23 protein-coding genes and 2 pseudogenes are annotated in these 23,765 nt (G+C 48.9%); 11 read left to right on the top strand and 14 right to left on the bottom strand.

Features of this window, described 5'->3' with window-relative positions; translation table 11 throughout:
* Positions 1-29 precede the first annotated feature (29 nt).
* Positions 30-908: a LysR family transcriptional regulator gene (locus tag WFL93_RS05445; protein ID WP_336777435.1), complete on the bottom strand. Its 879-nt coding sequence runs from the start codon at positions 906-908 to the stop codon at positions 30-32.
* Positions 909-1,032: 124 nt separating this feature from the next.
* On the opposite strand from WFL93_RS05445, the gene WFL93_RS05440 reads away from it, so the two are divergent.
* Both WFL93_RS05440 and yddG read left to right on the top strand, forming a co-directional pair.
* Entirely contained in the window at positions 1,033-1,884 is an 852-nt protein-coding gene (locus tag WFL93_RS05440) for a Vmh family MBL fold metallo-hydrolase (RefSeq protein ID WP_336777434.1), read from the top strand.
* A gap of 117 nt (positions 1,885-2,001) precedes the next feature.
* Positions 2,002-2,889 carry an aromatic amino acid DMT transporter YddG gene (gene yddG / locus WFL93_RS05435; RefSeq protein ID WP_336777433.1) on the top strand — a complete coding sequence of 296 codons (888 nt, stop codon included), beginning with the start codon at positions 2,002-2,004 and terminating at the stop codon, positions 2,887-2,889.
* 157 nt (positions 2,890-3,046) lie between these two features.
* Here the strand turns inward: yddG and WFL93_RS05430 are convergent, their stop codons facing one another.
* Entirely contained in the window at positions 3,047-4,249 is a 1,203-nt protein-coding gene (locus WFL93_RS05430; RefSeq protein ID WP_336777432.1) for an FAD-dependent oxidoreductase, read from the bottom strand.
* Positions 4,250-4,303: 54 nt separating this feature from the next.
* Positions 4,304-5,245 carry an AraC family transcriptional regulator gene (locus tag WFL93_RS05425; protein WP_336777431.1) on the bottom strand — a complete coding sequence of 314 codons (942 nt, stop codon included), beginning with the start codon at positions 5,243-5,245 and terminating at the stop codon, positions 4,304-4,306.
* Positions 5,246-5,351: 106 nt separating this feature from the next.
* Between WFL93_RS05425 and WFL93_RS05420 the strand changes: the two are divergent.
* A pseudogene (locus tag WFL93_RS05420) lies at positions 5,352-6,192 on the top strand (oxidoreductase).
* 94 nt (positions 6,193-6,286) lie between these two features.
* Here WFL93_RS05420 and WFL93_RS05415 read toward each other — a convergent pair.
* On the bottom strand, positions 6,287-7,225 hold the full coding sequence (locus WFL93_RS05415; protein ID WP_007890128.1) for an omptin family outer membrane protease: 939 nt from the start codon (positions 7,223-7,225) through the stop codon (positions 6,287-6,289).
* A gap of 658 nt (positions 7,226-7,883) precedes the next feature.
* Between WFL93_RS05415 and ycgZ the strand changes: the two genes are divergently transcribed.
* The 3 genes from ycgZ to WFL93_RS05400 all read left to right on the top strand — a co-directional run bounded on the left by ycgZ (position 7,884) and on the right by WFL93_RS05400 (position 9,369).
* Positions 7,884-8,135, top strand: a complete 252-nt coding sequence (gene ycgZ, locus WFL93_RS05410; protein ID WP_049851677.1) for a regulatory protein YcgZ — start codon at positions 7,884-7,886, stop codon at positions 8,133-8,135.
* Positions 8,136-8,253: 118 nt separating this feature from the next.
* The gene (locus WFL93_RS05405) at positions 8,254-8,544 is read left to right on the top strand and encodes a hypothetical protein (RefSeq protein WP_180823769.1); all 291 of its coding nucleotides are present in this window, start codon (positions 8,254-8,256) and stop codon (positions 8,542-8,544) included.
* A 288-nt stretch (positions 8,545-8,832) separates the two neighbouring features.
* On the top strand, positions 8,833-9,369 hold the full coding sequence (locus tag WFL93_RS05400) for a cysteine hydrolase family protein (RefSeq protein ID WP_336777430.1): 537 nt from the start codon (positions 8,833-8,835) through the stop codon (positions 9,367-9,369).
* A gap of 43 nt (positions 9,370-9,412) precedes the next feature.
* Here the strand turns inward: WFL93_RS05400 and WFL93_RS05395 are convergent, their stop codons facing one another.
* On the bottom strand, positions 9,413-9,763 hold the full coding sequence (locus WFL93_RS05395) for a DUF3147 family protein (RefSeq protein WP_336777429.1): 351 nt from the start codon (positions 9,761-9,763) through the stop codon (positions 9,413-9,415).
* A gap of 18 nt (positions 9,764-9,781) precedes the next feature.
* Positions 9,782-10,645 carry a substrate-binding domain-containing protein gene (locus WFL93_RS05390; protein WP_336777428.1) on the bottom strand — a complete coding sequence of 288 codons (864 nt, stop codon included), beginning with the start codon at positions 10,643-10,645 and terminating at the stop codon, positions 9,782-9,784.
* A gap of 182 nt (positions 10,646-10,827) precedes the next feature.
* Between WFL93_RS05390 and WFL93_RS05385 the strand changes: the two genes are divergently transcribed.
* The gene (locus WFL93_RS05385) at positions 10,828-11,217 is read left to right on the top strand and encodes a VOC family protein (RefSeq protein ID WP_336777427.1); all 390 of its coding nucleotides are present in this window, start codon (positions 10,828-10,830) and stop codon (positions 11,215-11,217) included.
* Between the two features lie 39 nt (positions 11,218-11,256).
* On the opposite strand, the gene WFL93_RS05380 is transcribed toward WFL93_RS05385, so the two are convergent.
* Positions 11,257-11,610 (bottom strand): DUF1428 domain-containing protein, encoded by a 354-nt coding sequence (locus WFL93_RS05380; RefSeq protein WP_007890135.1) that lies wholly within the window; start codon positions 11,608-11,610, stop codon positions 11,257-11,259.
* Positions 11,611-11,788: 178 nt separating this feature from the next.
* On the opposite strand from WFL93_RS05380, the gene WFL93_RS05375 reads away from it, so the two are divergent.
* Positions 11,789-12,475 carry a RipA family octameric membrane protein gene (locus WFL93_RS05375; protein WP_180824280.1) on the top strand — a complete coding sequence of 229 codons (687 nt, stop codon included), beginning with the start codon at positions 11,789-11,791 and terminating at the stop codon, positions 12,473-12,475.
* A gap of 130 nt (positions 12,476-12,605) precedes the next feature.
* Here the strand turns inward: WFL93_RS05375 and WFL93_RS05370 are convergent, their stop codons facing one another.
* The 6 genes and pseudogenes from WFL93_RS05370 to aroD all read right to left on the bottom strand — a co-directional run bounded on the left by WFL93_RS05370 (position 12,606) and on the right by aroD (position 19,688).
* A complete protein-coding gene (locus WFL93_RS05370) occupies positions 12,606-14,042 on the bottom strand; it encodes a 6-phospho-beta-glucosidase (RefSeq protein ID WP_336777426.1) in 1,437 nt (478 codons plus the stop codon).
* A 19-nt stretch (positions 14,043-14,061) separates the two neighbouring features.
* Complete coding sequence (locus WFL93_RS05365; protein ID WP_336777425.1) at positions 14,062-15,570, bottom strand: PTS transporter subunit EIIC; 1,509 nt, start codon at positions 15,568-15,570, stop codon at positions 14,062-14,064.
* A 116-nt stretch (positions 15,571-15,686) separates the two neighbouring features.
* Complete coding sequence (locus WFL93_RS05360; RefSeq protein WP_336777424.1) at positions 15,687-16,445, bottom strand: MurR/RpiR family transcriptional regulator; 759 nt, start codon at positions 16,443-16,445, stop codon at positions 15,687-15,689.
* Between the two features lie 909 nt (positions 16,446-17,354).
* Positions 17,355-17,453, bottom strand: a pseudogene (locus tag WFL93_RS05355) (hypothetical protein); the annotation flags it as partial.
* A 1,092-nt stretch (positions 17,454-18,545) separates the two neighbouring features.
* Entirely contained in the window at positions 18,546-18,668 is a 123-nt protein-coding gene (locus WFL93_RS05350; RefSeq protein ID WP_442955879.1) for a DUF6434 domain-containing protein, read from the bottom strand.
* A 180-nt stretch (positions 18,669-18,848) separates the two neighbouring features.
* The gene (aroD, locus tag WFL93_RS05345) at positions 18,849-19,688 is read right to left on the bottom strand and encodes a type I 3-dehydroquinate dehydratase (protein ID WP_336777423.1); all 840 of its coding nucleotides are present in this window, start codon (positions 19,686-19,688) and stop codon (positions 18,849-18,851) included.
* A 672-nt stretch (positions 19,689-20,360) separates the two neighbouring features.
* Between aroD and WFL93_RS05340 the strand changes: the two genes are divergently transcribed.
* Positions 20,361-20,885, top strand: coding sequence for a phenolic acid decarboxylase (locus WFL93_RS05340; RefSeq protein WP_336777422.1), 525 nt, complete (start codon positions 20,361-20,363; stop codon positions 20,883-20,885).
* Positions 20,886-21,263: 378 nt separating this feature from the next.
* Here the strand turns inward: WFL93_RS05340 and WFL93_RS05335 are convergent, their stop codons facing one another.
* A complete protein-coding gene (locus WFL93_RS05335; RefSeq protein WP_336777421.1) occupies positions 21,264-22,151 on the bottom strand; it encodes a LysR family transcriptional regulator in 888 nt (295 codons plus the stop codon).
* A 168-nt stretch (positions 22,152-22,319) separates the two neighbouring features.
* Between WFL93_RS05335 and WFL93_RS05330 the strand changes: the two genes are divergently transcribed.
* Together WFL93_RS05330 and WFL93_RS05325 are read left to right on the top strand one after the other, a co-directional pair.
* The gene (locus WFL93_RS05330) at positions 22,320-22,901 is read left to right on the top strand and encodes an isochorismatase family protein (RefSeq protein ID WP_336777420.1); all 582 of its coding nucleotides are present in this window, start codon (positions 22,320-22,322) and stop codon (positions 22,899-22,901) included.
* Between the two features lie 79 nt (positions 22,902-22,980).
* Positions 22,981-23,733 (top strand): pirin family protein, encoded by a 753-nt coding sequence (locus tag WFL93_RS05325; protein WP_336777419.1) that lies wholly within the window; start codon positions 22,981-22,983, stop codon positions 23,731-23,733.
* Positions 23,734-23,765 lie beyond the last annotated feature (32 nt).

Genomic DNA, 23,765 nt, shown 5'->3' with positions numbered 1-23,765 from the left:
TCCACGTTTATTGCAAGCTTGTCGACGTTTTAGGTCATTAACTGCTGCTGCACCGCAGCTAAAAAGGCGCGCAGCGCAGCGGGTTGCCGTTCGCGCGACATATAGAGGCCATAAATCGCCAGCGTTTTGGCCTGATAGTCAGGTAGCACGGTTTGCAGCTGTCCGCTGGCGATGCCGTTACGCGCTTCCATTTCCGGCACCATTGCCACACCGCATCCGGTGATGGCCGCGTCACACAGCACTGACGAAATGCCGGCGCTGAAATTGCCGCTCACCGCCGCCGAAACTAACTCGCCCTGCGCATCGTAAAACTGCCAGCTCTGCCCGGCGAAGCGGCTGTAGTGCAGGCAGTTATGCTGCGCCAAATCTTGCGGCGTCTGCGGCGTGCCGTGTGTCTGCAGATAATCCGGCGACGCGCACACCACAGAAACACACTCGCCCAAACGCCGTGCTATCGCCCCCGGTTCAGGATCGTCTGTAATACGTACAGCCACATCAATGCGCTCACCTATCAGACTTACCGGCTGGTTATTGATTTCCAGCTCAATGCGCACGGCGGGATAACGCGCCAGGAATGCTGGAATCATCGGCCCCAGAATATGCGTCGCGGTCGAGTGCGCACAGGCGATGCGCAACGTGCCATGCGGTTCGCCATCAGCACCTTGATCGGCGATCTCTTCAGCCAATCTGGTCAGCGCCCGCGATTTAGCGAGGATCTTTTCTCCGGCAGGCGTGATGGTCAATTTGCGCGATGAGCGGTGCAGCAAGCGTGCACCGGCCCATTTTTCCATCTCATCCAGATAACGACTCACCATTGGCCGCGAGATATCCAGCGCACGCGCGGCGGCGCTTAAGCTGCCCAATTCACAGATGCGGTTAAAAACCGCTGCTGCCGTTACTCTGTCCATCGCCACTCCATCTGATCGTTTTACGAAACTGATCATATCCAGTTTCGGGAATTCTACCAGTCGCGAATATCCCTACAATAGAGCGCTCAAGCACGGCGCACCGCCGGAGAAAGGAACACATTCGATGAAAGTAAAAATTCTGTCGCTGGCACTGGCCGTCGCCGCCCTGCCAGCATTCGCTGCGCCACTGCAGTTGCAGGTCTATAACCCGCAGGAGAACGGCATTTTCCCGGTCTCCTCGACGCTGGTTTCCGGTCCGCATGAAGCTATGCTGATCGATGCACAATTCAGTACTAAAGATGGCGAAAAGTTGGTGCAGATGATCAAGGCGAGCGGCAAAAAGCTGACGCAAATCGTCATCACTTCTGGCGATCCTGACTTCTACTTTGGGCTGGAGCCGATTGTTAAAGCCTTCCCTGACGTGAAAATCGTGGCAACGCCAGAAGTGGTTAAGCATATCGCAGCCACCAAAGTGGCAAAACTGGCCTATTGGGGCCCGCAAATGAAGGATGGCGCGCCGCAGCAGCTGTATGTACCGCAGGTCACGCAGGCGACCCGCTTTACGCTGGACGGCGAAACGCTGGAGCTGCGTCACGCCAATGATTACGCCGCCTACATATGGATTCCTGCCAACAAAGCCATTGTAGGTGGCACCGGCGTGGCTTCCGGCATTCATGTGTGGACCGCCGATACGCAAACGCCCGCCATTCGTCAGCAATGGCGCAAGGTACTGACAGAAATGCAGCAGCTGCAGCCAAAAGTGGTGATTCCGGGTCATTATCTGGGTACGCGCCCAGCGGGCGATGCAGCGATTAGCTTTACGCTTAACTACCTGCAAAGCTTTGAAAAAGCGCTGCAGTCGCACAAGAGTTCTGCCGCCGTAATTGAGACTATGAAAGCCGCTTACCCCAATCTGCCCGAGGAGAGTTCGCTGGATTTGAGCGCCAAAGTAAACACCGGCGAAATGAAGTGGTAGTGACTGTTCCCGGCACCTGAGCTTGCGCAGCGGAAATACCGGTGCTGCAAGAACAATACAAAGAAGCGTTGATTTGATAGGATTTTGGCCCGAATTGACAAACTAAGGTTACGGGCCATGCCCCCAAAGAGAGCGACACTGATTGGCTTGATGGCCATTCTGCTGTGGAGCGCGATTGTAGGTCTGATAAAGAACGTCAGCGAAGGCTTCGGTCCGGTTGGCGGTGCTGCGCTTATCTACAGTGCCAGCGCATTTCTGCTGCTGTTGTGCGTCGGCTTTCCTAAACTGCGCACTTTTCCGCGCAGCTACCTGATCATCGGCAGCGTACTGTTTGTCTGTTACGAACTGTGTTTGTCGCTGTCATTGGGCTTTACCCATAGCGGCCGCCAGGCGATTGAAGTTGGCATGGTCAATTATCTGTGGCCGAGTATCACCATCGTGTTGGCGGTGATCGTTAATCGACAAAAAACCAGCCCACTGATTATTCCCGGCGTATTACTTGCCGTAGCAGGGATTTGCCGGGTGCTGGGCGGCGATCAGTTTTTTTCATTGAGCGAGATAGCGAACAACGTGCGGGATAATCCGCTGAGTTACGGCCTGGCGTTGAGCGGCGCAATCATCTGGGCGGTGTATTGCGTGGTAACGAAAAAAATTGCCAACGGCAGCAATGGCATAACTCTGTTCTTTATTCTCACCGCATTGACGCTATGGGTGAAATTCCTGCTTTCACCACAGCCGCCGTTTATCTTGTCCGCGGAGGTTTGGATCAGTTTAGCGCTGGCTGCCATGGCGATGGGCTTTTGTTACGCCGCGTGGAATGTTGGCATTCTGCATGGCAACGTGACAATTTTAGCCGCGGCGTCTTACTTCATCCCGATAATCTCGTCGCTGCTGGCGGCCTTTATCCTGCGCTCGCATCTGACTCTCCCTTTCTGGCAAGGCACCGCGATGGTCAGCCTTGGATCGTTGATCTGCTGGTGGTCAACGCGTGACCAGCAAGCATAATGCTTATCCACAGAACAAAATTAACTCATTGATCATTTCCTGCACAACTTGCTTACCGTTGCTATTATAGCGACGCAACACACAGCAATGCGTTGCTACGAGAATGTTCAGATTGGTAACGTTTACCTGGCCCGCTTTGCGGGCTTTTTTTTGCGCGTTATAAATATTTGGGTTTCTCAGTACGGAATCCCAGACCAATTAAGCGGCCAAACAGATGACGCAAAAACGGAAAGCGCCCGATAATCTGCGGAACTTTACTCGGCGTACTGCGCTTACGTTTGTTGCTGCTCATCTTGATCTGCAGGAATTGCGTGGCAACCGTCGGGAACTGGCGGCGCTGCTGCACTTTTTGCAGATCGCGCAGTGTGACCTTGCCCTGCTGAAGCGGCCTCGTCAGCATGTTCGCAGCGGCGACCGCATCCTGAATCGCCAGATTGACGCCAACGCCACCAATCGGTGACATCGCGTGTGCCGCATCGCCGATGCAAAGCACCCCAGGCTTCATCCAGTGGTCGAGGCGGTCGATACGTATCGACAACAACTTGAGCTTCTCCCACGCATCCACTTCCGCCATGCGTTCTGCGCTAAAGGGTGCAACTTCCGCAATGCTGCTTTTCAACGCAGCCAGGCCCGCCAGCTTAAGCTCATCGAATTGGTTTTTCTGGATGGTGTAACCGCACTGCCAGTAATCACCGCGATCGATGACAATAAAGTTTTGCTTCGGCCCTTTATGGCCCATGCCCAACTGCGGATCGTCCGGCTGTTTCTCCAGCCGAAACCACAGCACATCACGCGGCGATCCAAAGCTTTTACCGGTCAATCCGGCTTTGGTTTTAACCTGAGAGTTACGTCCGTCGGCACCAATTACCAAGGCGGTGCGGATGATCGTTGTTTCGTTACCCTGTAACGTTTTCACGCCGCAGACCACCCCATTTTCATACAGTAAGTCGTCAAATTCGGTGGATTGCAGCAGCGTAAAGCCCGGAAACTGTGCCGCCTTTGCGGCAAGGAAGTTGAGGAAATCCCACTGCGGCATAAAAGCGATAAAGCGGCACTGTACCGGTAAACGTGAAAAATCAGCCATAGTGATCTCCTCACCGGCGACTTCTGCCTGTAGCTTCTCCGCCCGCTGATGTGGCAACGCCAGCAACGCATCCAGCAGGCCGAGCTCTCGCATAATTTCCAACGTTGAGGGATGAATGGTGTCACCGCGAAAATCGCGCAGAAAATCAGGATGCTTCTCAATGACCACCGCGCGTAGTCCAGCGCGCGCCAGTAGATAGCCCAGCATTAAACCGGCTGGACCGCCGCCGACGATACAACAATCCGCCTGCAACTCCTCTCCCTGTACTGCCTGCATCGTCTACCTCAGTTTAAAAATGATAATGGTTATCATTTATAGCATACGCTGATTTTAATGTGATGAAACAAACGGTGAAGCCTGATGTGCGGGTGGCACGGCAAAATTACGCTGCATACGTCTGATCTCTTCCGCTGGCGGCAAACCAAACAGCCGCTTGAATTCGCGATTAAACTGCGAAGCGCTCTCATAACCTACGGCGTGGCAGGCCGCAGCGGCTGTCATCTCCTGACGTACCATCAACATTCTCGCCTGATGTAAACGCACCGATTTCACATACTGCATTGGCGGTTGATGGGTGATGTTTTTGAAATGGGTGTGAAAGGTTGGCACGCTCATGCTGGCCACTGCCGCGAGCTGGCCTAGCGTCAATGGCTGAGCATAGTGCGCATGAATATGGCTGAGCGCTCTGCCCACTTTGCCAAACTGCCCTTGTAACGTCAGAGCCGATCGCAGCGCGCTGCCCTGAGGACCGGTTAACACGCGATAATAGAGTTCACGTACCAGCGAGGGACCGAGCATGTGTGCATCTAACGGATGGTTTAACGCGGTGAGAAATCGCAGCACGGTGGCGCGTAACGTCTCATCCATCGCACTCGACATCATGCTCTGCGCCGCTTGCGCCGCAAACGCCACATCCTGCTGTTCCAGCTGCAGCATTAATTCAGTCGCGACGTTGAAGTCCAGATGCATGTAGATCGCCAGCAACGGATGGTCTGCGGATGCGGCGGTTTCCATGGTAAAGGGCACCGGCACGGAAACCGCCAGATAATGTTGCTCATCATACAGATAAACCTGATCGCCAAAGAAACCGCGCTTGGTGCCCTGACAGACAATCACGATGCCGGGATCGTACAGCACCGGCGTGCGCGCCAGCGGACGGTCGGAACGCAGCAGGCGCACATCGGGCAATGCGGTGAGGTTGTATCCCTCATGCGGCGCTAACCTTTCGAGCAGATCGACCGTCTGCTGCTGTAAACTCGCCGTCAACGTCATAACCGCTCACTCATAAGATTAGGCAACAATTAAAGCAGATAAGGCCTTACCGACCTAACATCCCGAGAATATTATGCATCTTCCACTTATTCGGGGAGTTCGGCAAATGTCTAGATTAAAAACGTTAATGATTACCGGCGTAAGCAGCGGATTTGGCCGCGCGTTGGCCGAGGTCGCACTAAGCCGTGGCTATCAGGTGGTTGGCACGGTGCGAAATGCGGCTGCCAAAGCGGATTTTACTGCTCTGCATGCGGAAAATGCTTACGCTTATCAATTAGACGTCACCCATTTCGCAGCGATTGCGGATGTGATCAATGATATTGAGGCCAATCTCGGCCCAATTGATGTGCTGGTAAATAATGCCGGTTATGGGTATGAAGGCGTAATGGAAGAGTCCTCATTGGATGAGATGCGTCGCCAGTTTGACGTTAACGTGTTTGGCGCGGTGGCGATGAGCAAAGCGGTGTTGCCATTCATGCGTGAGCGACGTCGGGGACATATCATCAACATCACATCGATGGGCGGTTTTATTACCATGCCCGGCATTAGCTACTACTGCGGCAGCAAATTTGCGCTGGAAGGCATCTCGGAAACCCTGAGCAAAGAGCTGGCGCCCTTTAACATCCACGTGACCGCTGTCGCACCCGGATCGTTTCGGACCGACTGGGCCGGGCGTTCGATGGTTCGCAGCGCGCAGCATCGCTGACTATGATGCTCTGTTTGATCCTATTCGTCAGGCGCGCGAGGAAAAAAACGGTAAACAACTGGGCGATCCGCTTAAAGCGGCAAATGCCCTGCTGCAACTGATCGAAAGCAATCATCCGCCTGCGCATCTGTTGCTGGGCAGCGATGCATTGGGCCTGGTACGACAGAAACTGCAGGCGTATAGCGAAGAGATTGACCGCTGGGAAGCGCTAACGCGCTCGACCGATGGTCACAACGGCTAATTAAAAAATAAGGCATAGCGTGGATTATCCATACTGGATCATCCTTCGCTATGCCTGAAGCTATTTAAGCAAGTTAGACTTTACGGCTTCACTATTAGAAGCGATATTGCAAACCGACCGTCACAGTATAGTTTTTGTTAGAAATACCGGCTGCATCGCCGCCAAATGACGCTGATTGACCGCTGGTGGTATCAATAACCTGAGTGCCGCCTTTGCCTTCTTCATATTTGCTGTAGCTAAATTCGGCAAATACTTTCGCATTCGTGGTCACATAATAACCCGCATCGACCGTGGCACCGTAATAACGCGAATTCGAAGTCTTCTCACGGAAAGTCAAATCACGCATATAGTGTTCGTCATTATCATGCGCGCGTACCCAATCACTGAATTTAAACAGCGCATTAAATTCGAAATCATTAATACGGTAGCGACCAACCAGACCAACATAAGGCATGGAGAAGCGCTGGCTATAACCAATACCGCGCGAGCCGTTCGGGAAATTACCCACGAAATTGCCGTTATCGTAATCATAAGAACCGCCATACGCCGTCCAGCTAAAGCGAGTTTCTTGATAACCGGCTACTGCACCAATTTTATAAGCATCATCCTGCAGGAACCAACCCTTAACATTCAGATCATATTCGTTGGCATGGTTCAAATCGGTGTTTGGATGCGAAGAGTGATCGGTCCAGCTAGACTGGTTGCTGTTCTGCCAATCGTAATCATCCATGTGGCCAGAACCTGATGCCAGCGACGTCCAGCCGCGCGCGTTCAGGGTCAGGAAAGAGAACGCATCCCATGAAAAATCGCCTTTAAGAATGGCGACGTTTTTAATTTTCCAGTCAAGCTGGCTAATTTTACGCCCGTTACTGGCGTCATAAACCAGCTCTTTCGATTTGCCACCCAACATCCCGACAGATGTTGCCACACTTACGCTGTCAGAGGAGAAGTTTGGTGCGAAATCTGCAGAAGCGGCAGACGCCGTTCCTGAAAGTGCGGCCATCATCAATACCGCAACAGTACTCTTTTTCATTATTTATCCCGTGCTGAAATTAAATTAATCCCTAAACTGCGGGCACAGACTAAAGCGCAGGAAATTGTCAGGCAAGTGTAAATTTATCGCTAAAATAATAGCATTAAGAGTTTACGAAAATTAATTAATGAATCTGGCAAGGCGGTCGATAATGGCTGATTGCGCTTTCAGCCATGGCGAAGAATAGGCAGTCAGGCGATCAAGATTGGCCGATTCTACAAACTTTCGGAGAAAATAAACCCGCACCGCCGTATCAGTAGCAGCGCTCATTTATTCTGGCAGCGAATTAATTAAACTTAACTCAATTTAATTCGGATGCCACATTGGCTTATTGCGCGCATAAATTTGAGTTAATTTTATATTGCATAATTTTCACACAAAAAAATAAGTTCAATCTACTATCGTGAAATATTTTCAACCTGATCCTTAAGTGCAATTTTATCTGCTCGATACTCTCATTAAAAGCTGGATTCTTTCACATCGTTGGCAAGACTTTGCGCCTTTGGAGCCAGTAATGGATAAGCTGTTGTTAACAATAAGTTAGCACTTTTGGCCAAATTCACGCCAAAATGATTCTCCATATTCCTGTACAGATTAATTTATTTTGTATAACTTTACTGGGCACAAAGGTCACACGTTAACCTTGAAGGATGGAACCATGCGTCAGGATCGTAACTCTTCTTCGGCGTCACAGGCTATTGCACGCTACTTCAAAGAAGCTTCATTGCCTTCGCAACAGGAAACCTTAGGACAAATTGTGGTTGAAATCCTGCGTTCTGGACGGACGCTAAGCCGCAAAACGCTCTGTACTAAATTGCTTTGCCGCATGGAGCAGGCGCGAGGTACGGAAGCAGAAATTCACTATCAGCAATTAATTGGGCTGATGTTTTCCGTAGAACGTGAATCGTAAAACAGGCGCTGCCAACCTGAAATTAACCAAGTGGTTTCCGCCTCATTAGACTTGTCGCGTTAGACTGAATCCACTTTGTTATCTGCCAAAGGTCAGCCGCGATAACCAGAGAGTATCTATGTACAGAAGTGATGAAGAACGACTCACCGACATCATCATGGGCGATGCTATTTTACAGCTGCTGAAAAAATCCGGGCCAGTTTCTACCCGCGCCCTGCTTGATAAACTGCGGATTATGGCGTCACTCGAACGTGATCCGCCGCGCCAGGCCGCCCTCAGCCGCGCGATGACGGAAGTGATGCACCATATCGACGTGCCCCAGGCGAGCGGTGTGGCGCTTAAAGATACCGATAACGTCACCCACATTTTCCGCAACCGCGATGGCTCGGGTAACGGCACCAAGCATTAATTTATCGGCGGGATGACGGCCTGCTAACGTCATCCTGTCCTTACAATACGCAGTCAAAATCCGTCTTGTTTTCTCACCTTACTCTGTTAGATTCAGAGTTCGCACTCTCTCTTGTGAGCTTTTATGTCTTATTTCAACGCATTAACCACAACAAGCACCACCACCACCGCTTATGGCGGCGGCGTGCGTGTTTCTGTGGCGAAGACATAAGCTTTCAGATTCCCCAGCCCCGTCAGTTGAAGAACGGGGAATAATCTCCGTTCATAGCATGCAGAAAGGAGACGCATCATGCAGCAACCCCATTCCAAAGCACTGTTGATTATTGATATGCAGCAAGGGTTATTTCATGGCCCGCAAGCGCCGTTTGCTGCAGCATTGGTGTTAGCCAACATCAATCAACTTATCGATCGTGCCGACACCGCCGATGCGCCGATTTTTCTCGCACGCCACACCGGCCCAGAAGGCTCGCCCTTCGCCGAGAGCAGTCCGTTAACCCAGCTGATTCCTGAGTTGCACTACAAGGCGGATCGCCACCGGGTATTGGTGAAAAAATACCCTAACTGTTTTCGTGATACTGAACTGCTGACAGCGATGAAACACGACGGCGTTGAAGAAGTGGCCATCGTAGGGATGAAGAGTGAATATTGTGTGGATACCACCTGTCGCGCTGCAGCAGATTTAGGGTTTCGCGTAGTGCTGATTGAGGATGGGCATACTTCTGTCGATAGCGGCCTACTGAGTGCAGAGCAAATTGTTGCGCACCATAATCAAACCCTGGCTGGGCCATTTGTAAAGCTGGCTAAGAGTGCAGAGTATATTTTCTGAGTGCTAACAAAGAGGGCTAACACCCTCTTTTTTTGTTCCATAACTACATGAGCTCAATGCCAAAGCGTTTAAGTAGTGTCGCCCAGAGAATAAATAACAGGATGGTCAGCAGACAACTCGCCACCAGCGTGGGCCAAAATCCCCAGCGCTGATACAGAAATGGGAAGGCGATAAACATCGGCAATGTCGGCACCACATACCAGAAGGTGTACCACGCATGGCTGGCGATTTTGGCCTGACTCTGCCCTTCCAGCTTCATCCATATCAGCACCAGAACCGTGACTAATGGCAGAGCGGCAGTCAGTCCGCCGAGCCGATCGCTACGTTTTGCCACTTCAGAAATCAATACCACCATGCCCGCCGTGATGGCGTATTTGGCGAGAAGCCATAACATCCCGTTATCCTTGCTGCATTAATGACGAATCGCGCAGCCGCACTGCGACATTTCGCCCGGCACATGTTTACCATGATGCGAATGACGCACCTGCAATTCACCTTGCTGCCACGCATTGCTGTCATCGCTTCGGTTATCCAGCAGACGATTGAGCGCTTCGGCCACCAGCAGATCACGGCGCTGCGCCCAGCTGGTCAGATGCCAGGTCGAGGCGCGCGCTTCATCGACATCATCAAACCCCACCACCGCGACATGTGCACCCTGCGCGAAATCGCGCACCGCTTGTAACGCGCCAAACGCCAGTACGTCACTTTCACAGAACAGCGCATTAATGCGCTCGGCAGCACGCGTTTTTTTCAAATATGCCATCATCGCCTGATAGGCCATTTCGCGATCGTTATTTCCGGCGCTGAGCTGAACCTGCAACGCCTTCTGTTCGGCTTGCAGGCTGGCGGCAAAGCCCAGCATCTGGCGCGCTGGCGTCGCATTCTGCTGGCTATGCATAAAACCAAAGCGTTGATGTCCTTGCGATAACAGCAATAATCCCATCTCTGCGCCCGCACCATAACCATCGGCAATCACCACGTTGGCATCGCCACTGGCGCTGTGGCACAGGTGCACCGTCGCCACCTGCGGCAGAATATCCGCTGCTACGCTGAGTTCATCGGCAAACAGCGACGTCAGAAATACCAACCCGCCAATGTTAAGCGGTGCCAGATTGCGCAAAGTTTGTTGATAGCTTTCGCGTGAAGTCACATTCAGTAGCACAGTGATAAAACCACGCTCATTAAGCTGACGCGTCACCTCATTCAGCAGCTTTACACTATTTGGATTGATGAATTCATCGCTGACAATGCCGACGATATCGGAATTAACGGACATGGACTGACTCTCCTGCAACTTAGCGTGCGGTGATTATTTGTAGGTAGGTAGATAAGCATTCCACGTTACCCGAATAATCTGCTATCGCCAATCACCGCTGCGATGAGCACGCATTGCGCCATCGCCCGTATTCAGCCGCTACAGTAAATAGAGGAACCGCCCAGTTAAATGGAGAGATAAACATGAATGCACCCGTTATGCGCGTTGCCAGACCCGTTACCGAACTGGCGCGAAGCCGGGAGATGTACTGTCGCGGATTAGGTTTGACCGAGATAGGATCGTTTGAAGACCACGCCGGGTTTAGCGGCGTAATGCTGGGAAAACCGGGCGTGCCGTGGCATCTGGAATTTACCCTCTGCAGTGCACATCCCGTGGAGCCGCGCCCCTCAGAAGAGGATTTATTGGTGTTTTATCTGCCGGAAAAAAGTGAATGGCAGCGTATTTGCCAGAGCATGATCGCCGCCGGCTTTATGCGCGTTACATCCTTTAATCCTTATTGGGAACAGCAAGGCCAAACTTTCCAGGATCACGATGGTTACTGCACGGTGATCCAGTGTCAGCAATGGCCGTGATCGGTAACATTCAGGTGCGCAACAATGCGCACCTGATAGCTACTCCTCCAGCAATATCGCAAAACCACCATAAATCATGCGTTTGCCATCGAAAGGCATATTTTCACCCAGCGCTTTCATGCGCGGATCGGACATCATTTTGGCGTTGGCGGCGTCGCGCACCTCTTTCGACGCATACTCAATCCAGCTAAACACCACCGTTTCGCCCGCCTCAGCTTTCACCGCACGATAGAAATCGGTCTGCGTACCTTCAGGCACATCATCCGCCCAGCACTCGACGATACGCGTGGCGCCGAACTCCTTAAACAGCGGCGCGGCTTTGGCCGCCATGGCGCGATAATCCTCCTTATTCGCTTCCGGCACCGCTACGACAAAACCATCAACGTACGACATAGCTTGTTACTCCGTCGTCATTTACGCGGTCAGTAATAACCGCACAGTAATTGTATAAATGATGTGCAACAACAGCCGATGTTGAGATGCAAAATTGCGCACTTACTCGCAGATTCTGCGCGCGCCTGACGAATTACGTTACACTGACGCCTTTGATCGTTACGTCAGCGAGAAATTTATGCGCATTACCCTTGAACCGGCCGATCAGCCGTTTATTCACCGCTTACTGGGTGAAGAGATTGACAATATTGACACCGCATCACCCCATGCAACGCAGTTACACCAGGCGCTCAACAGTGCACGTCAGCAAAAGAATCATGAAGCCGACCTCGATTGGAAGCGCAACGCGCTGTTTCTGCTGTTGTTCGTTTTTTTGTATGCCGCACTAGGCGCCTCATTAACGCTGGACCTTACCCCGCAGGTTTCCAGCCATAAAAGCCTTGCCTACGCGCTGGAAGCGGTGCCGGTGCTGATCGCGTTCTCCGGCTTGTTTATATCGTTGCTCTATCTATTTCTCACCCGCAGCGGTGCACGTCGGCTGCGTAATTGGGAGCAAGGTATTTTTACGCTGGAGAAATACAGCGGCGTGAATCTCAGCCGGCAGATTAATGAGATGGGTGCGCGAACCACCAACTATTCGCACTCGGCGATTAACGTGGCGCTGGCACTGTTTATTTGCGTGACCTGGGTGGTGATGTACAACTATTTCACCTTTACCACCAGCGGCGTGATTGGCAGCGTGATTTCACTGTTTATCACCACCATGACTTACGTGATTCTGGATATTCAGCTGCTGAAATCGAATTCATCCATCGCGATTGATGAGCCGCTGATTCCGGCAGAAGATGAGAAAGAAAAGCCTTAAATCGTCTGCTTCTAATTGAGGCATAACAGGCCGAATGCAGACCGGTTAAAACGTTTATAGCGGCGCTATTTATCGCGTAATAAACAGCGCCGCTACGATGCGTGCATCAAGTCATATCAGTAGTCATACCTTAACTGAGCTCACTGCCATTGCTGGCAATGACCCGACGATACCAGTCAAAGCTTTTCTTTTTCAAACGCGAAAAATCACCGCTGCCATAATCATTTTTATTGACGTAAATGAAGCCATAGCGCTTGCTGTATTGCCCGGTAGTGAAAGAGACACAGTCAATACATCCCCAGGGCGTATATCCCATCAGATCAACGCCGTCTTCCATCACGGCTCGCTTCATCTGCTCAATGTGAGCACGCAAATAGTCAATGCGATAGTCGTCATTGACCTCGCCCTTTTCATTTATCTGATCGACTGCACCAAATCCGTTTTCCACAATAAACAGCGGTTTTTCGTAACGTTCGTAGAGAATATTTAGAACATAGCGCAGTCCGACTGGATCGATCTGCCAACCCCAGTCCGAGGCTTTGACATGCGGGTTCGGCACGCTGCCCTCAAATCCAGACAGTGCCGTACCGCTGCCGGCATTTTCTTTGCTGACGGCATTACTCATGTAATAACTCAGCCCGATATAATCGGCACATCCCTCACGCAGGATTTGCGCATCACCGGGCTCCATGACAATGTGGTATCCCTTACGCTGCCACTCGTTAAGAATATAAGCCGGATAATGACCGCGCATATGAACATCACTAAACAGGAAGCGTTCCCGCATGGCTTCCTGCGCATACATGACGTCATCCGGATGACAGGAAAATGGATACAGCGGCACCATCGCGATCATGCAGCCAATTTGCAGTTCAGGATTGATGTCGTGACCCAGCTTCACCACCTGCGCACTGGCGACAAATTGATGGTGCAGAACCTGATACATGCACTCTTCGGGATTTGGCTCCTGGGTAAAAATCACCCCAGAGCAGCAGTAGCCGAAAAGCGGGGTTTTCCAGTTGCGCTGATTATTAATTTCGTTGAAGGTCATCCAGTATTTTACTTTGTGCTGGAAGCGCTTAATCACTACCTCACTGAAGTGCACAAAAAAGTCTACTACCTTTCGGTTTTTCCAGCCGCCATATTCGGTTACCAGCAAATTGGGCATTTCAAAATGGGACAGCGTAATGACCGGCTCTATCCCATATTTCAATAGCTCATCAAATAATGCGTCGTAAAAACGCAGCCCCTCTTCGTTCGGCTCTGATTCATCGCCGCGGGGGAAAATACGCGACCAGGCAATCGATGTACGAAAGCAGCGGAAGCCCATTTCGGCCAGCAAAGCGATGTCTTCACGATAGTGATGGTAAAAGTCTACTGCCTCGTGATTCGCATACCGGTAGCCTTCTTGCACACCGTCAGTAATGATGCGTTCAACGCCGTGCGCCCCGCTGGTTAGGACATCGACGATGCTCGGACCTTTCCCCCCCTGATTCCAGGCGCCCTCAACCTGATGAGCCGCAACCGCGCCGCCCCACATGAAATTGTTCGGAAATGGGTTATTCATATTCACTCTCTCAATTAATTCAGATGGTACCTGGCTGAGGCATGGCGCGAACGTCTGCTTCGCTCTGTTCTTTGAATCCTGCTACCCAGGTGAACAGAATGCCCAGCATGAATGCCACGACTATCGATACCAGGAATCCGAGAAACTGCGTCATATGCCCTTCTTTGAAGAACACCGGTAGAACGGCAATGCCAGGAATACAGTAGCTCCAGGACACCGCGTTGAAGGCTCCGGCAATGACGCCGCCAGCAGCACCGGCCAGGCAGCCACAAATCATCGGCCGCTTAAGGCGCAGTGCAACACCATAGATGGCGGGTTCGGTTATGCCAAACAGTGCGGTCACGCCCGCCGATAACGCCATACGCTTAAGCTCAGCATCCTTCGCTTTCAGGTAGACACCCAGCACCGCGCCCGCCATGCCAAATACCGCGGAAGCTTGCAGTCCAGTAAAGGTGTCGTAGCCCAAGGTTGCGTAGTTCCCGACGGTAACGGGCGTGATCCCCCAGTGCACGCCTAACGTCACCAGAGGCATCCACAGGGCACCCACAACAAATCCAGCAATAGCGGGGCTCAGGTGATAAAGGGTGTTGTAGACCCCGCCGATAGCGCCACCAATCATGTTGCCGATGGGACCAAATGCCAGCAGCGTCAGCGGCACCATGATGGCGATGCAGAACATTGGCGTGAACAGGTTTCTGATCACCAGGGGAAGGACACGCTCAAAGAAACGCTGAACATAAGACATGCCCCAGACCATCAAAATGATCGGGATAACGGACGAGGTATAACTCAGATACTGTACCGGCAACCCCATAAAGGTCAGCGGTGCGGCATCAAGCGGAATGCCGGCAATCTCAACCAGCACCCTGGAGATGGCGGGATTTTCCACCGCGCTCTTCATTAACGCCTGCACTGTGGGATCGGCCGAGTTAGCTGTCAGGATTTTGTTGGCCGTCAACATATTCAGGTAATCCGGCGACACCAGCGCACAGGCGGAAATCACTGCCGTGAACGGATTTACATTGAATTTTTTTGCCGCCGTAAAAGCAACCATTACCGGAAGGAAGGTAAAGCCGGTCCAGGAAACATAATTAAGGATGCGATAGGTGCCACCCGCTGGATCCATTACGTCGATGGCGGTAAGAAGTGAAATAATGCCCTGCAACACGCCACAGGCGGCCAGCGGATAAAGAAAAGGCGCGAATATGCTGGAGATAATATCCATGATGCGGCTGACAATGCCCACGTTGGGAGGCTCTATCGCAGCATTTTCATCAATGGTGAGTAAATTCTGAACCTCACGGTAAGCATCACCGACGTGATTACCGATCACCACCTGCATCTGGCCGCTAGCCTGCATGGCGGTAATCACCCCTTTTACCCGCTTCAGTGATTCGACTTCAACCTGAGAATAATCTTTAAGCACAAATCTCAGACGCGTGGCACAGTGCGTGATACTTATCACATTATTATCGCCACCAATCAGTCTTACGATCTCTTTCGCAGAATCCGCATAATTTATTGCCATGTTATTTTTCCATTGCCAGAGGGAAATTTGCCCATCAGGAGCGAACTAATCCGGCAATGTTAGAAAAACGCTTCGGCAATGTCACCTGGTCACAATATGTTGTTGCGGGTCTTTAATTACAAAAATGTCACACCACGTGACAGCTCACTGACATTATTTACCACTAATTTTCGACCAATGGATTCAAGAATAAAAATAACCGGAACCTGAGTCGTAATATCGTATTCATTGTCAACCAAAATGCGCGACACGTGATAGGGAATAATAAAGTCTGACAGCTTCGCCAGGGTTGAATCAGCCTTACAGGTAATAGCAATAACTTTGCACTTATGAATAACAAACTGTCGGGCAAGCTTCAAAATTTCAGGGGTTTCTCCGGAAACGGAGAGCACGATGGCTACTGAACTCTGTACCATATCGGTACTCACAGGATAATAGGGATCATCAATGTGATTACTGAACTTGCCAATATTTGAGAAAAAACGCGCACCATACCTGCCAAGCGTCCCGGAGCTGCCTGCGCCGGCAAAGAACACCCGCTCGGCATCACGAATGTGTCCTGCCGCATGGGTAATCAGCTCTTCAAACTCATCGTTTCTAATGCTTTTAAAGAACGTCATTATTTCTTCAGCACCATGAGGAATAAGTAAGGTGCTGTTTTTGCGCAACTGCAACTTCATGCTCGCTTTAAGTTCCGAGTAACCTTTGAAATCCATTTTTTTACAGAATCGCAGAACCGTCGCGGTAGAGACACCAGAATTATCTGCCAACTCCCGTATCGTCATATAAATAACCGCGTTAATGTTCTTGATAATATAGTTGTGCACGCTACTTTCAAGCGCGTTTAGCTGAGAGAGTTTTTTGGCGTCGAACATTTATTTAAATATCCTGATGCGATAACTATGATGCCTATCATGTCACAAAGCGTGACATATCTACCCCCTTTAACGCTGAAAGCGTCATGCTCACTAAAAAGAAATTTCATTAAATGTGATAGTTAGCACATTTTGGCGCAAGGACGGCGCGAGAAGCCCCATGCTTAATGACTCACAAAGAAGTTATGGTACTGGAAAACAGGTACAGCCCCGTTATCATCGGCCCATCTTTTCACTTACTGATAACTAAGGAGGATTACTATGCTGCCGTGAGTATTGTTTATTTACTCACACTTTTAAAGGCTTCAAATAACCAAGCAAGCCATTGTTTTAAAAGCATAATCCATCATAAACCCCCAGGTTAATACCCCTTTGCGATATCGCCAATCATTTAAACATCAGTATGTTAGTTGTCATTTGTAGAAAAAATCGGTTGATAATCAATCAAAAAATGACATCCCTAAATCAGTTAATTCGCATATGCAATCTGTATTAATAGTACGTTAAAAATAAGCAGCTACATTTATAGCCGTGAGGGATTTTTATTTTAATAAAGCAGGAGGTTAATGATTTACAATATAACTTCGGTCTGCTCAAGCCAGGCCATTGCATCAAGGATTGATGACCATCCCGTTGACTTTGTAAAAGGGTAATTTAGTACCTTCATTCCATTATGCAGGTAGATATCACACGTTTTAGAGCTCACATCTAGTTTAATATCTTTAATTATGTTTCGTGCTATTGCCTGACTCTTTCCTGTCCGTTATATTCAAAACATTCAATGCAGCAGTTTGTCTGAAATCGCTATCGCTTTGTATATCAGCCATGGGATTTTTTAAAGAGCTTATCTCAGCCGACAGTTCCGAAGCTCTTTGTGTTAATTCCGTGACATCCGGTGCCAGTTCAATATTTCAGCCATTCCTCAATTAGCTTCTTTTGTCTTCTGACTGAATCGCCCTGAACCTGCTCTAGAAATGAAAACCGAAGGTACGCGATTGCCCTTTTCATACTTTTCTCCGTATAATTTGAAAGATTCAAATATACGCCGCACCTTGTTAGAGACATATGTGAATGAAAAAATCAGTAAGTCGTTATACATCGGTCAGAAAAATGTTGTGAACTATGCTGTCAAAAACATACCTTATAACATCGACTTGCGCGTTTTTTTCATTCCGATGAGATCTTTTAGTCCAAAAAAATGAACAAAAGTAATTTAGTGCTAAACTTCTGATCACTGCTACAACATTGACATTCAGACTGGAGGCCAGTGATGCGGTATCTACTATTGTCCGCCCTTACAACTGTTTTAATTATGATTATTATTTTCCTTATGCAGACCCAGTGGAGCCCTTCCCCATGGTAACATTCTGATAAGCCATTACTTCAACATCATTTTTTTGCATACCCTAATTAGTCAGATTTTTACTTATAAAGCTTATGGTATGGGTGCTCATTGGGTGACTTATTGTAGACACATCCAGCCACAGTTGAATAAGCAGAACCCATTATCATATTCACGGCTTCAATGTTTACGTGCGTTGGATTTAATCAAACTTGCTAATAAATCATCACCTGCTAAATACTCTACATCTAAGTATGAAATGAAATTAGATATCTGACATGCCTTTCCTCACTAAGAATGATCATTATATAAAACATAAGGCAATATGACTCTCATCTTATATAAGTGGTAATGATAATTTAACACACGCTGAGAAAACACATTAAGTGATGTTGGAAGAAGTGTTGATTTTAACTTACTGCCGTTCCAGAAATCGTTAATGTCTAACACGCATTTCGTGCCAATTGTCATTTTAGAATCAATCATTACTGTCTTTCATGCTCAATCCCTGTATGGGTTTTTGATCAATACTTTACATAGCTGGGCATTCATCATGGCAACAGGGTTTTAATAAATATTGATCATTATTCACTGCCTCCAAACTGAACAATCCTGGTGCTCCTACCACCGAGTGAGTGAAAAGAAGCATGCCTGGTACGGGCTTTCGAATTGAAAAAGCTTGTTTTTTGAAGAACCATCGCGCTTAGTTTCACGCATTAACGATTGTCTGTTATGAGCGAAGACCTGACGTTCCTACCCTAAAGGGAATGCCTGCGCTTCCACTCATCAACCATGAAACGGCGAACGTTTTGTGTGTTTTTGTAGTCTTTATCCACGATTGTATAACGTGTTAATGAAGAACTATGCCAGTCGATCTTCACCTGTTAACTCCTGTTTTAAACAAACGATAGCAGCGTTCAAATTTAACACGCTGACTTTGAAATGCCCGCTTTTGGCACCAAGTCGTCGGCAACGATGAAATCAGAGGCGTTAATCTAGAGAGGAAACAACAACTGTGGCGGCACCTCATGAAGCTAATGCATGGATACCGCTGATAAAGCTTAATCGCGCCCTTCCGGTAGATGTAGTGCATCGAGCATGTCAGATAATGTCTCAACGCTAAGCTGACCCGGCGCTAATGCGACACCCTGACTGGCAAACGTTAAATTACTGCCAAATAGTTCGCCTGCCGCGCGTGATAGCTTGCCGAGATCGCCCATGGACATGGTCAGCAGCGGTTTATCGGATTGCTCTCTCATTTGCCTGGTAACCTCAAGCAGTCGGATGACATCTTCGGACGAATGCGGCATAGCTGCGATTTTCAAAATATCTGCACCCTGAGCATCCTGCCATTCAAGACTCTCCAGAAGCGCTGGCGAGGGAGGCGTCGACTTAAAATCGTGAAATGAGATGATAACGGCAACATCCCGGCGGTGGGCTTCGTCGATAATTTCCCGGGTTATGCGTTCGCCTGTGCGCATTTCGATGTCAATGAGATCAGCAAATCCCACCGCTAACCATCGCTTATAAAGCGCCAGGTAAGCCTGATCATCAACCTCACAATTTCCCCCTTCTTTGCTGGTGCGCAATGTCAGCAATAAAGGCTTTCCATGGAGGCGATCGCGTACAGCTATTCCAAGTTGAGCGATCTGGTCTGCATCTAATGCATTCTGGTGAGTATCAACGCGCAGTTCTGCTATTTGAACATGTTGATTGTTAGCGAGTTGGCTGGCCTGGTTTAATAGCGTTTCGTCATCTTCACCGGTTAATGACACGATGATAGCCGGTTTGCCGTGCTTGATAGTGAGGTTTCCTACTGAAAGTGGCTTTACACGCATATCGTCAATATTAACTATTGTTTCATTTTCACTGGATTTGTCAGGTGTTACTGCCTGGAACATGATTTTCCTCCGTGAATAAATTTAATTCTCCCTGTTATGTTTTAGTTCACTTTTTTAATCCCGACAAATTTCTGTATAATTTTGATGAACAAGTAAATTGTAATCGAGTGAAATGATATTTGTGAATTCCTATTATAACGTGCTGCATGGGGAAGAGTGAATTTTACATATTAAAATGGAAGTTTTATATAGTGTGTATTAATGAATTTCATTTTTTAATGATAAAGGTGTTGTTATCTTAAGTCAGAGGAAACCAATGCTCAAACTGAACCTATACTGTTTATTCGGAGCCCCTACGATGAATCCCTGCAAACAGAGAGGAATATAATGGTTACATTACATCACGCTACAAAAATATCAGCTAGCCGCCATGACGTTTATACCTCACTCACTGACCTGACAAGAATGGCTGCCTGGCATGGCGGCAAGCTAGAGGGACAGATTGAGGCAGGAGAAGTTCTCACGCTGCAAGCGAGACCGGAAACACATTTCGATTACTAATCCACTTGAGTTCGCATAAAACGGTGTCACATATGATTCATTTTATAGACAACAAAATTGAAAAAAATCAGAACTGGCCATATTATAAATTCTTCATACAAGCGGTATGTGTATGTACATCGTGGAAAATTCATAAACTTAGCCACTACATAGAGATAATATGAGGTCGTTATGTCAAGCGAATCAGTAAACGATATATCAACAGATTTATCTGCATTTGTCGGAACTCATTTTGTTTATACATATGACAATGGATGGAAATACGAATGGTATGCACGTAATAACAATACCTGTGATTATCGTATCCACCAGGGATTAGTTGGTGGAAGATGGGTGACGAATCAGAAAATGAATGCCGTGCAGTTTGCGCCAGGCATTTATAAAGTCGACTGGCATGAACCGACAGGAACCTGCGTGAGTCTGTTATTTGACCTGGAAAGAAAAATTATCCATGGCACCATCTTCTTCCCTCAATGGATTGCGGGCGAAGGCCAGCATCCAGAAAAAACCATTTGTTATCAAAATGAATTTATTGAAGATATGCATCGTTTCCGTGATGAGGGTCCGGCCTACCCTTATGTTGTTATCCCTGAATTCGCCCGGGTAACCTATATGAAAAACGAAGGGCCTGATAATGATGCTGTGATCAATATGCCGCCGGGCCAACTTCCAGATGATTTTTTTGAGGGAAAATAGTCAATTGCTGCACCAGGGAAGGTGCCTATCTTTGGTGTTAACTACAATGGGAAACCTGCGCTGATAAGAAATAGTTTTACGTATATTCGCTTATAATCACGGCGATGTCTCCACATACAGCTTCAAATTGCTACGGTTTAATAGGACCTTCCTCTATGTGGCAGAAGGAGCAATCGGGGCGGGGAATAACAGGCTCGTAAAAGGTGACGGTTTATGTAGCGATACGGATCTTACAGAGATAACAGCCCTGGCACGATCGATTCTGGTCAGCTTTCAATTCAAGCTGATTGCTGAAGCCGTTATGGTGGGTTTAATCAGCGGTAAATAATCCTACCCCGGTAACTTTAATGAGTATGACCGGGAGCAACGCAACGCGTGTCAGTCAGCTTGCTCGCTCAGCTTCTCACGCATAAATTCAATAAACACCTGAGTTTTCGCCGGTAGCAGTCGCGTTTCAGTGAGAGCATAAATCGTGACAGCTTCAGCCTTCCAGCCAGGCAAAACCCGGGTCAGTTTATTATCCGTAACGTCTTCCCAGACAATTTTGTCAGGCAGAATCGCAATGCCTGCTCCAATGGAGGCAAAACGACGCATCATACCAATGCTGTTCATCTGAAAACGCCCGGAAATTCTAAGGCTAATTCGACTTTCTTCGCGATGTAATTGCCAGTAACCGGGCTTATCCTGCCTCATACCAATACATTCATGATCCTTCAGCTCATCAGGGCTGCCGGGAGTGCCATTCTGAACCAGATAGTCGGGGGATGCGTAAAGGCTACGCGAAAGCGATCCGAGCTTACGCGCAATGAGGCCTGAATCGGGCAGGCTCCCCATGCGAACAGCCAGATCATAGGGCTCCGACACCAAATCAACATTTCTCGGCGTTAAATCAAAATCAAAGCTGATACCCGGATAAAAGTCTGCGAATTCTTTAATAAAGGGCGCAAGAGTAATCACCGCAAAATCGGCCGGTAAAGAGACCCTCAACATGCCCTGTGGCTGAGCCAGGAGGGAACCCAGCTGTTCATGCGCCAGACGCGCTTCATCAATGATGCGCCGGCTTCGTTCGTAATAAATCTGACCGGCTTCAGTCAACTCAATCTTACGCGTTGTCCTGTGTAATAGTCTGAGGCCAATAAACTTTTCAAGCTCGTTAATTTTACGGGACAGCGTGGAATTAGGCATGCCGAGGGCTTCAGCCGCACCACGAAAACTGTGAGCTTTGACGACCTCGACAAAGTAAGACATGTGATTGAGAAGTTCCATCTTAATTGTGCCATATGTGGAATATTCAATTCTGATATTAGCTATTTATCCCAAAAAACAACAGGATATAATTTAATCATTCGCAGGAGAGATGAATAAAACCCTGCATTAATCCTGATAAAAGTATTAATTATCAGGTGCTTAAACTAAATCTACAGGATAATTATCATGAGCTTTGAAAAATTCACTGCTGACAATGCTGCCATGCTGTTAATTGACCATCAGGTCGGCACTATGGGCTGGGCCAAATCTATGCCTTTTGAAGAGTTAAAACGTAATGCGCTGATGCTGGCCAAATCTACTGCAATTCTTAAAATGCCGGTGGTGCTGACCTCAAGCATGGAAGAGCATGCGCAAGGTCCGCTGGTTGAAGAACTGAAAACCATTCTGCCGGAAGAGTTTGAAGCTCGAATCAAGCGTCTGGGAATCGTAAACGCCATGGACGATGAGAACTTTGCCGGCGCGGTTAAAGCCACCGGCAGAAAGAAGCTGATTATTGCGGGTGTCACCAATGACGTCTGTACGGTATACCCGGCACTGACACTGGTTGCAGCTGGCTTTGACGTGCAGGTCGTTGCTGATGCCGGTGCCTCACCAACCAAAATGGCTGATGACATTGCGCTCCGCCGTATGGACAAAAATGGTATTACCCTCACCACAACCAACCAGCTGATTGCTGAGCTGGCAGGAAGCTGGGCAACACCTCAGGGAGAGAAACTGGTCCAGGTATTAATGGAATCCTTTCAGTAAAGAATAAACCAAGGGCCCGTTCGGCAGCGTTTTGCGCCCTCCGTGCGGGTCTGCGTTCCCGGACATAAGGGTAATGACAATGCTTAAAATAGAAAACAGCAGTAAACATCAGCATGGCTCCGGCGGTTTCGGTATCGATATTCTCTGGCCGGGCATGGTGCAGAATTCAGGCGACAGTGGTATTGGTGCAATAGGACGTATTGATCAAGCAAACGTCAAAGCCGGAACGGTAATTTCAATGCATCCTCATAAGGATGATGAAATTCTCACCTATATCCGTAAAGGCAGAATGCTGCATCTGGACACGGTCGGTAATGAGGAAGAAATTTCTGATAGCCGGCTGATGCTCATGAACGCAGGGCATACCTTTCAGCATGAGGAGCGCATTCTGGGTGAACAAGGCGAGTCAATGCAGTGTTTGCAGATTTTCATTCGCCCCTCAGAACCCGACCTGACACCACAGGTTCAGTTCCATGACTTTGGTACGCCTTACAGTGACAATATCTGGCGGCTGATTGCCGGCCCTGAAAATGCGCCGTTAACTTTTCGTTCTCAAACGTGGGTACAGGACGCACGGCTTGGTGAAGGTGGCGAACTGAAGCTGCCGGCTGTCCCGGTCAGTAACGTGGTGCGCCTGCTATATGTCTTTCAAGGCGCAGCAAGGATAGGTGAAACCCCTCTTAAAACGGGTGAGAGCATTATAATCGAAGGCGACGACGTTCACACCGTCACCGCGCTGAAGACCACTGATCTTGTGCTCTTCACCACTGACCCGGCGGCAAAAATTTTTTGTGGTGGTATGTTCAGTGGAAATACGCGCCCGCGCCTGTAATAGCATTTATAAAAAATCACAGGGAGCTCATT

Origin of the sequence: Pantoea sp. USHLN256 (assembly GCF_037149875.1) — a bacterium.
Taxonomy (GTDB): domain Bacteria; phylum Pseudomonadota; class Gammaproteobacteria; order Enterobacterales; family Enterobacteriaceae; genus Pantoea; species Pantoea nemavictus.
This window is presented reverse-complemented; position numbering and strand designations above follow the sequence as displayed.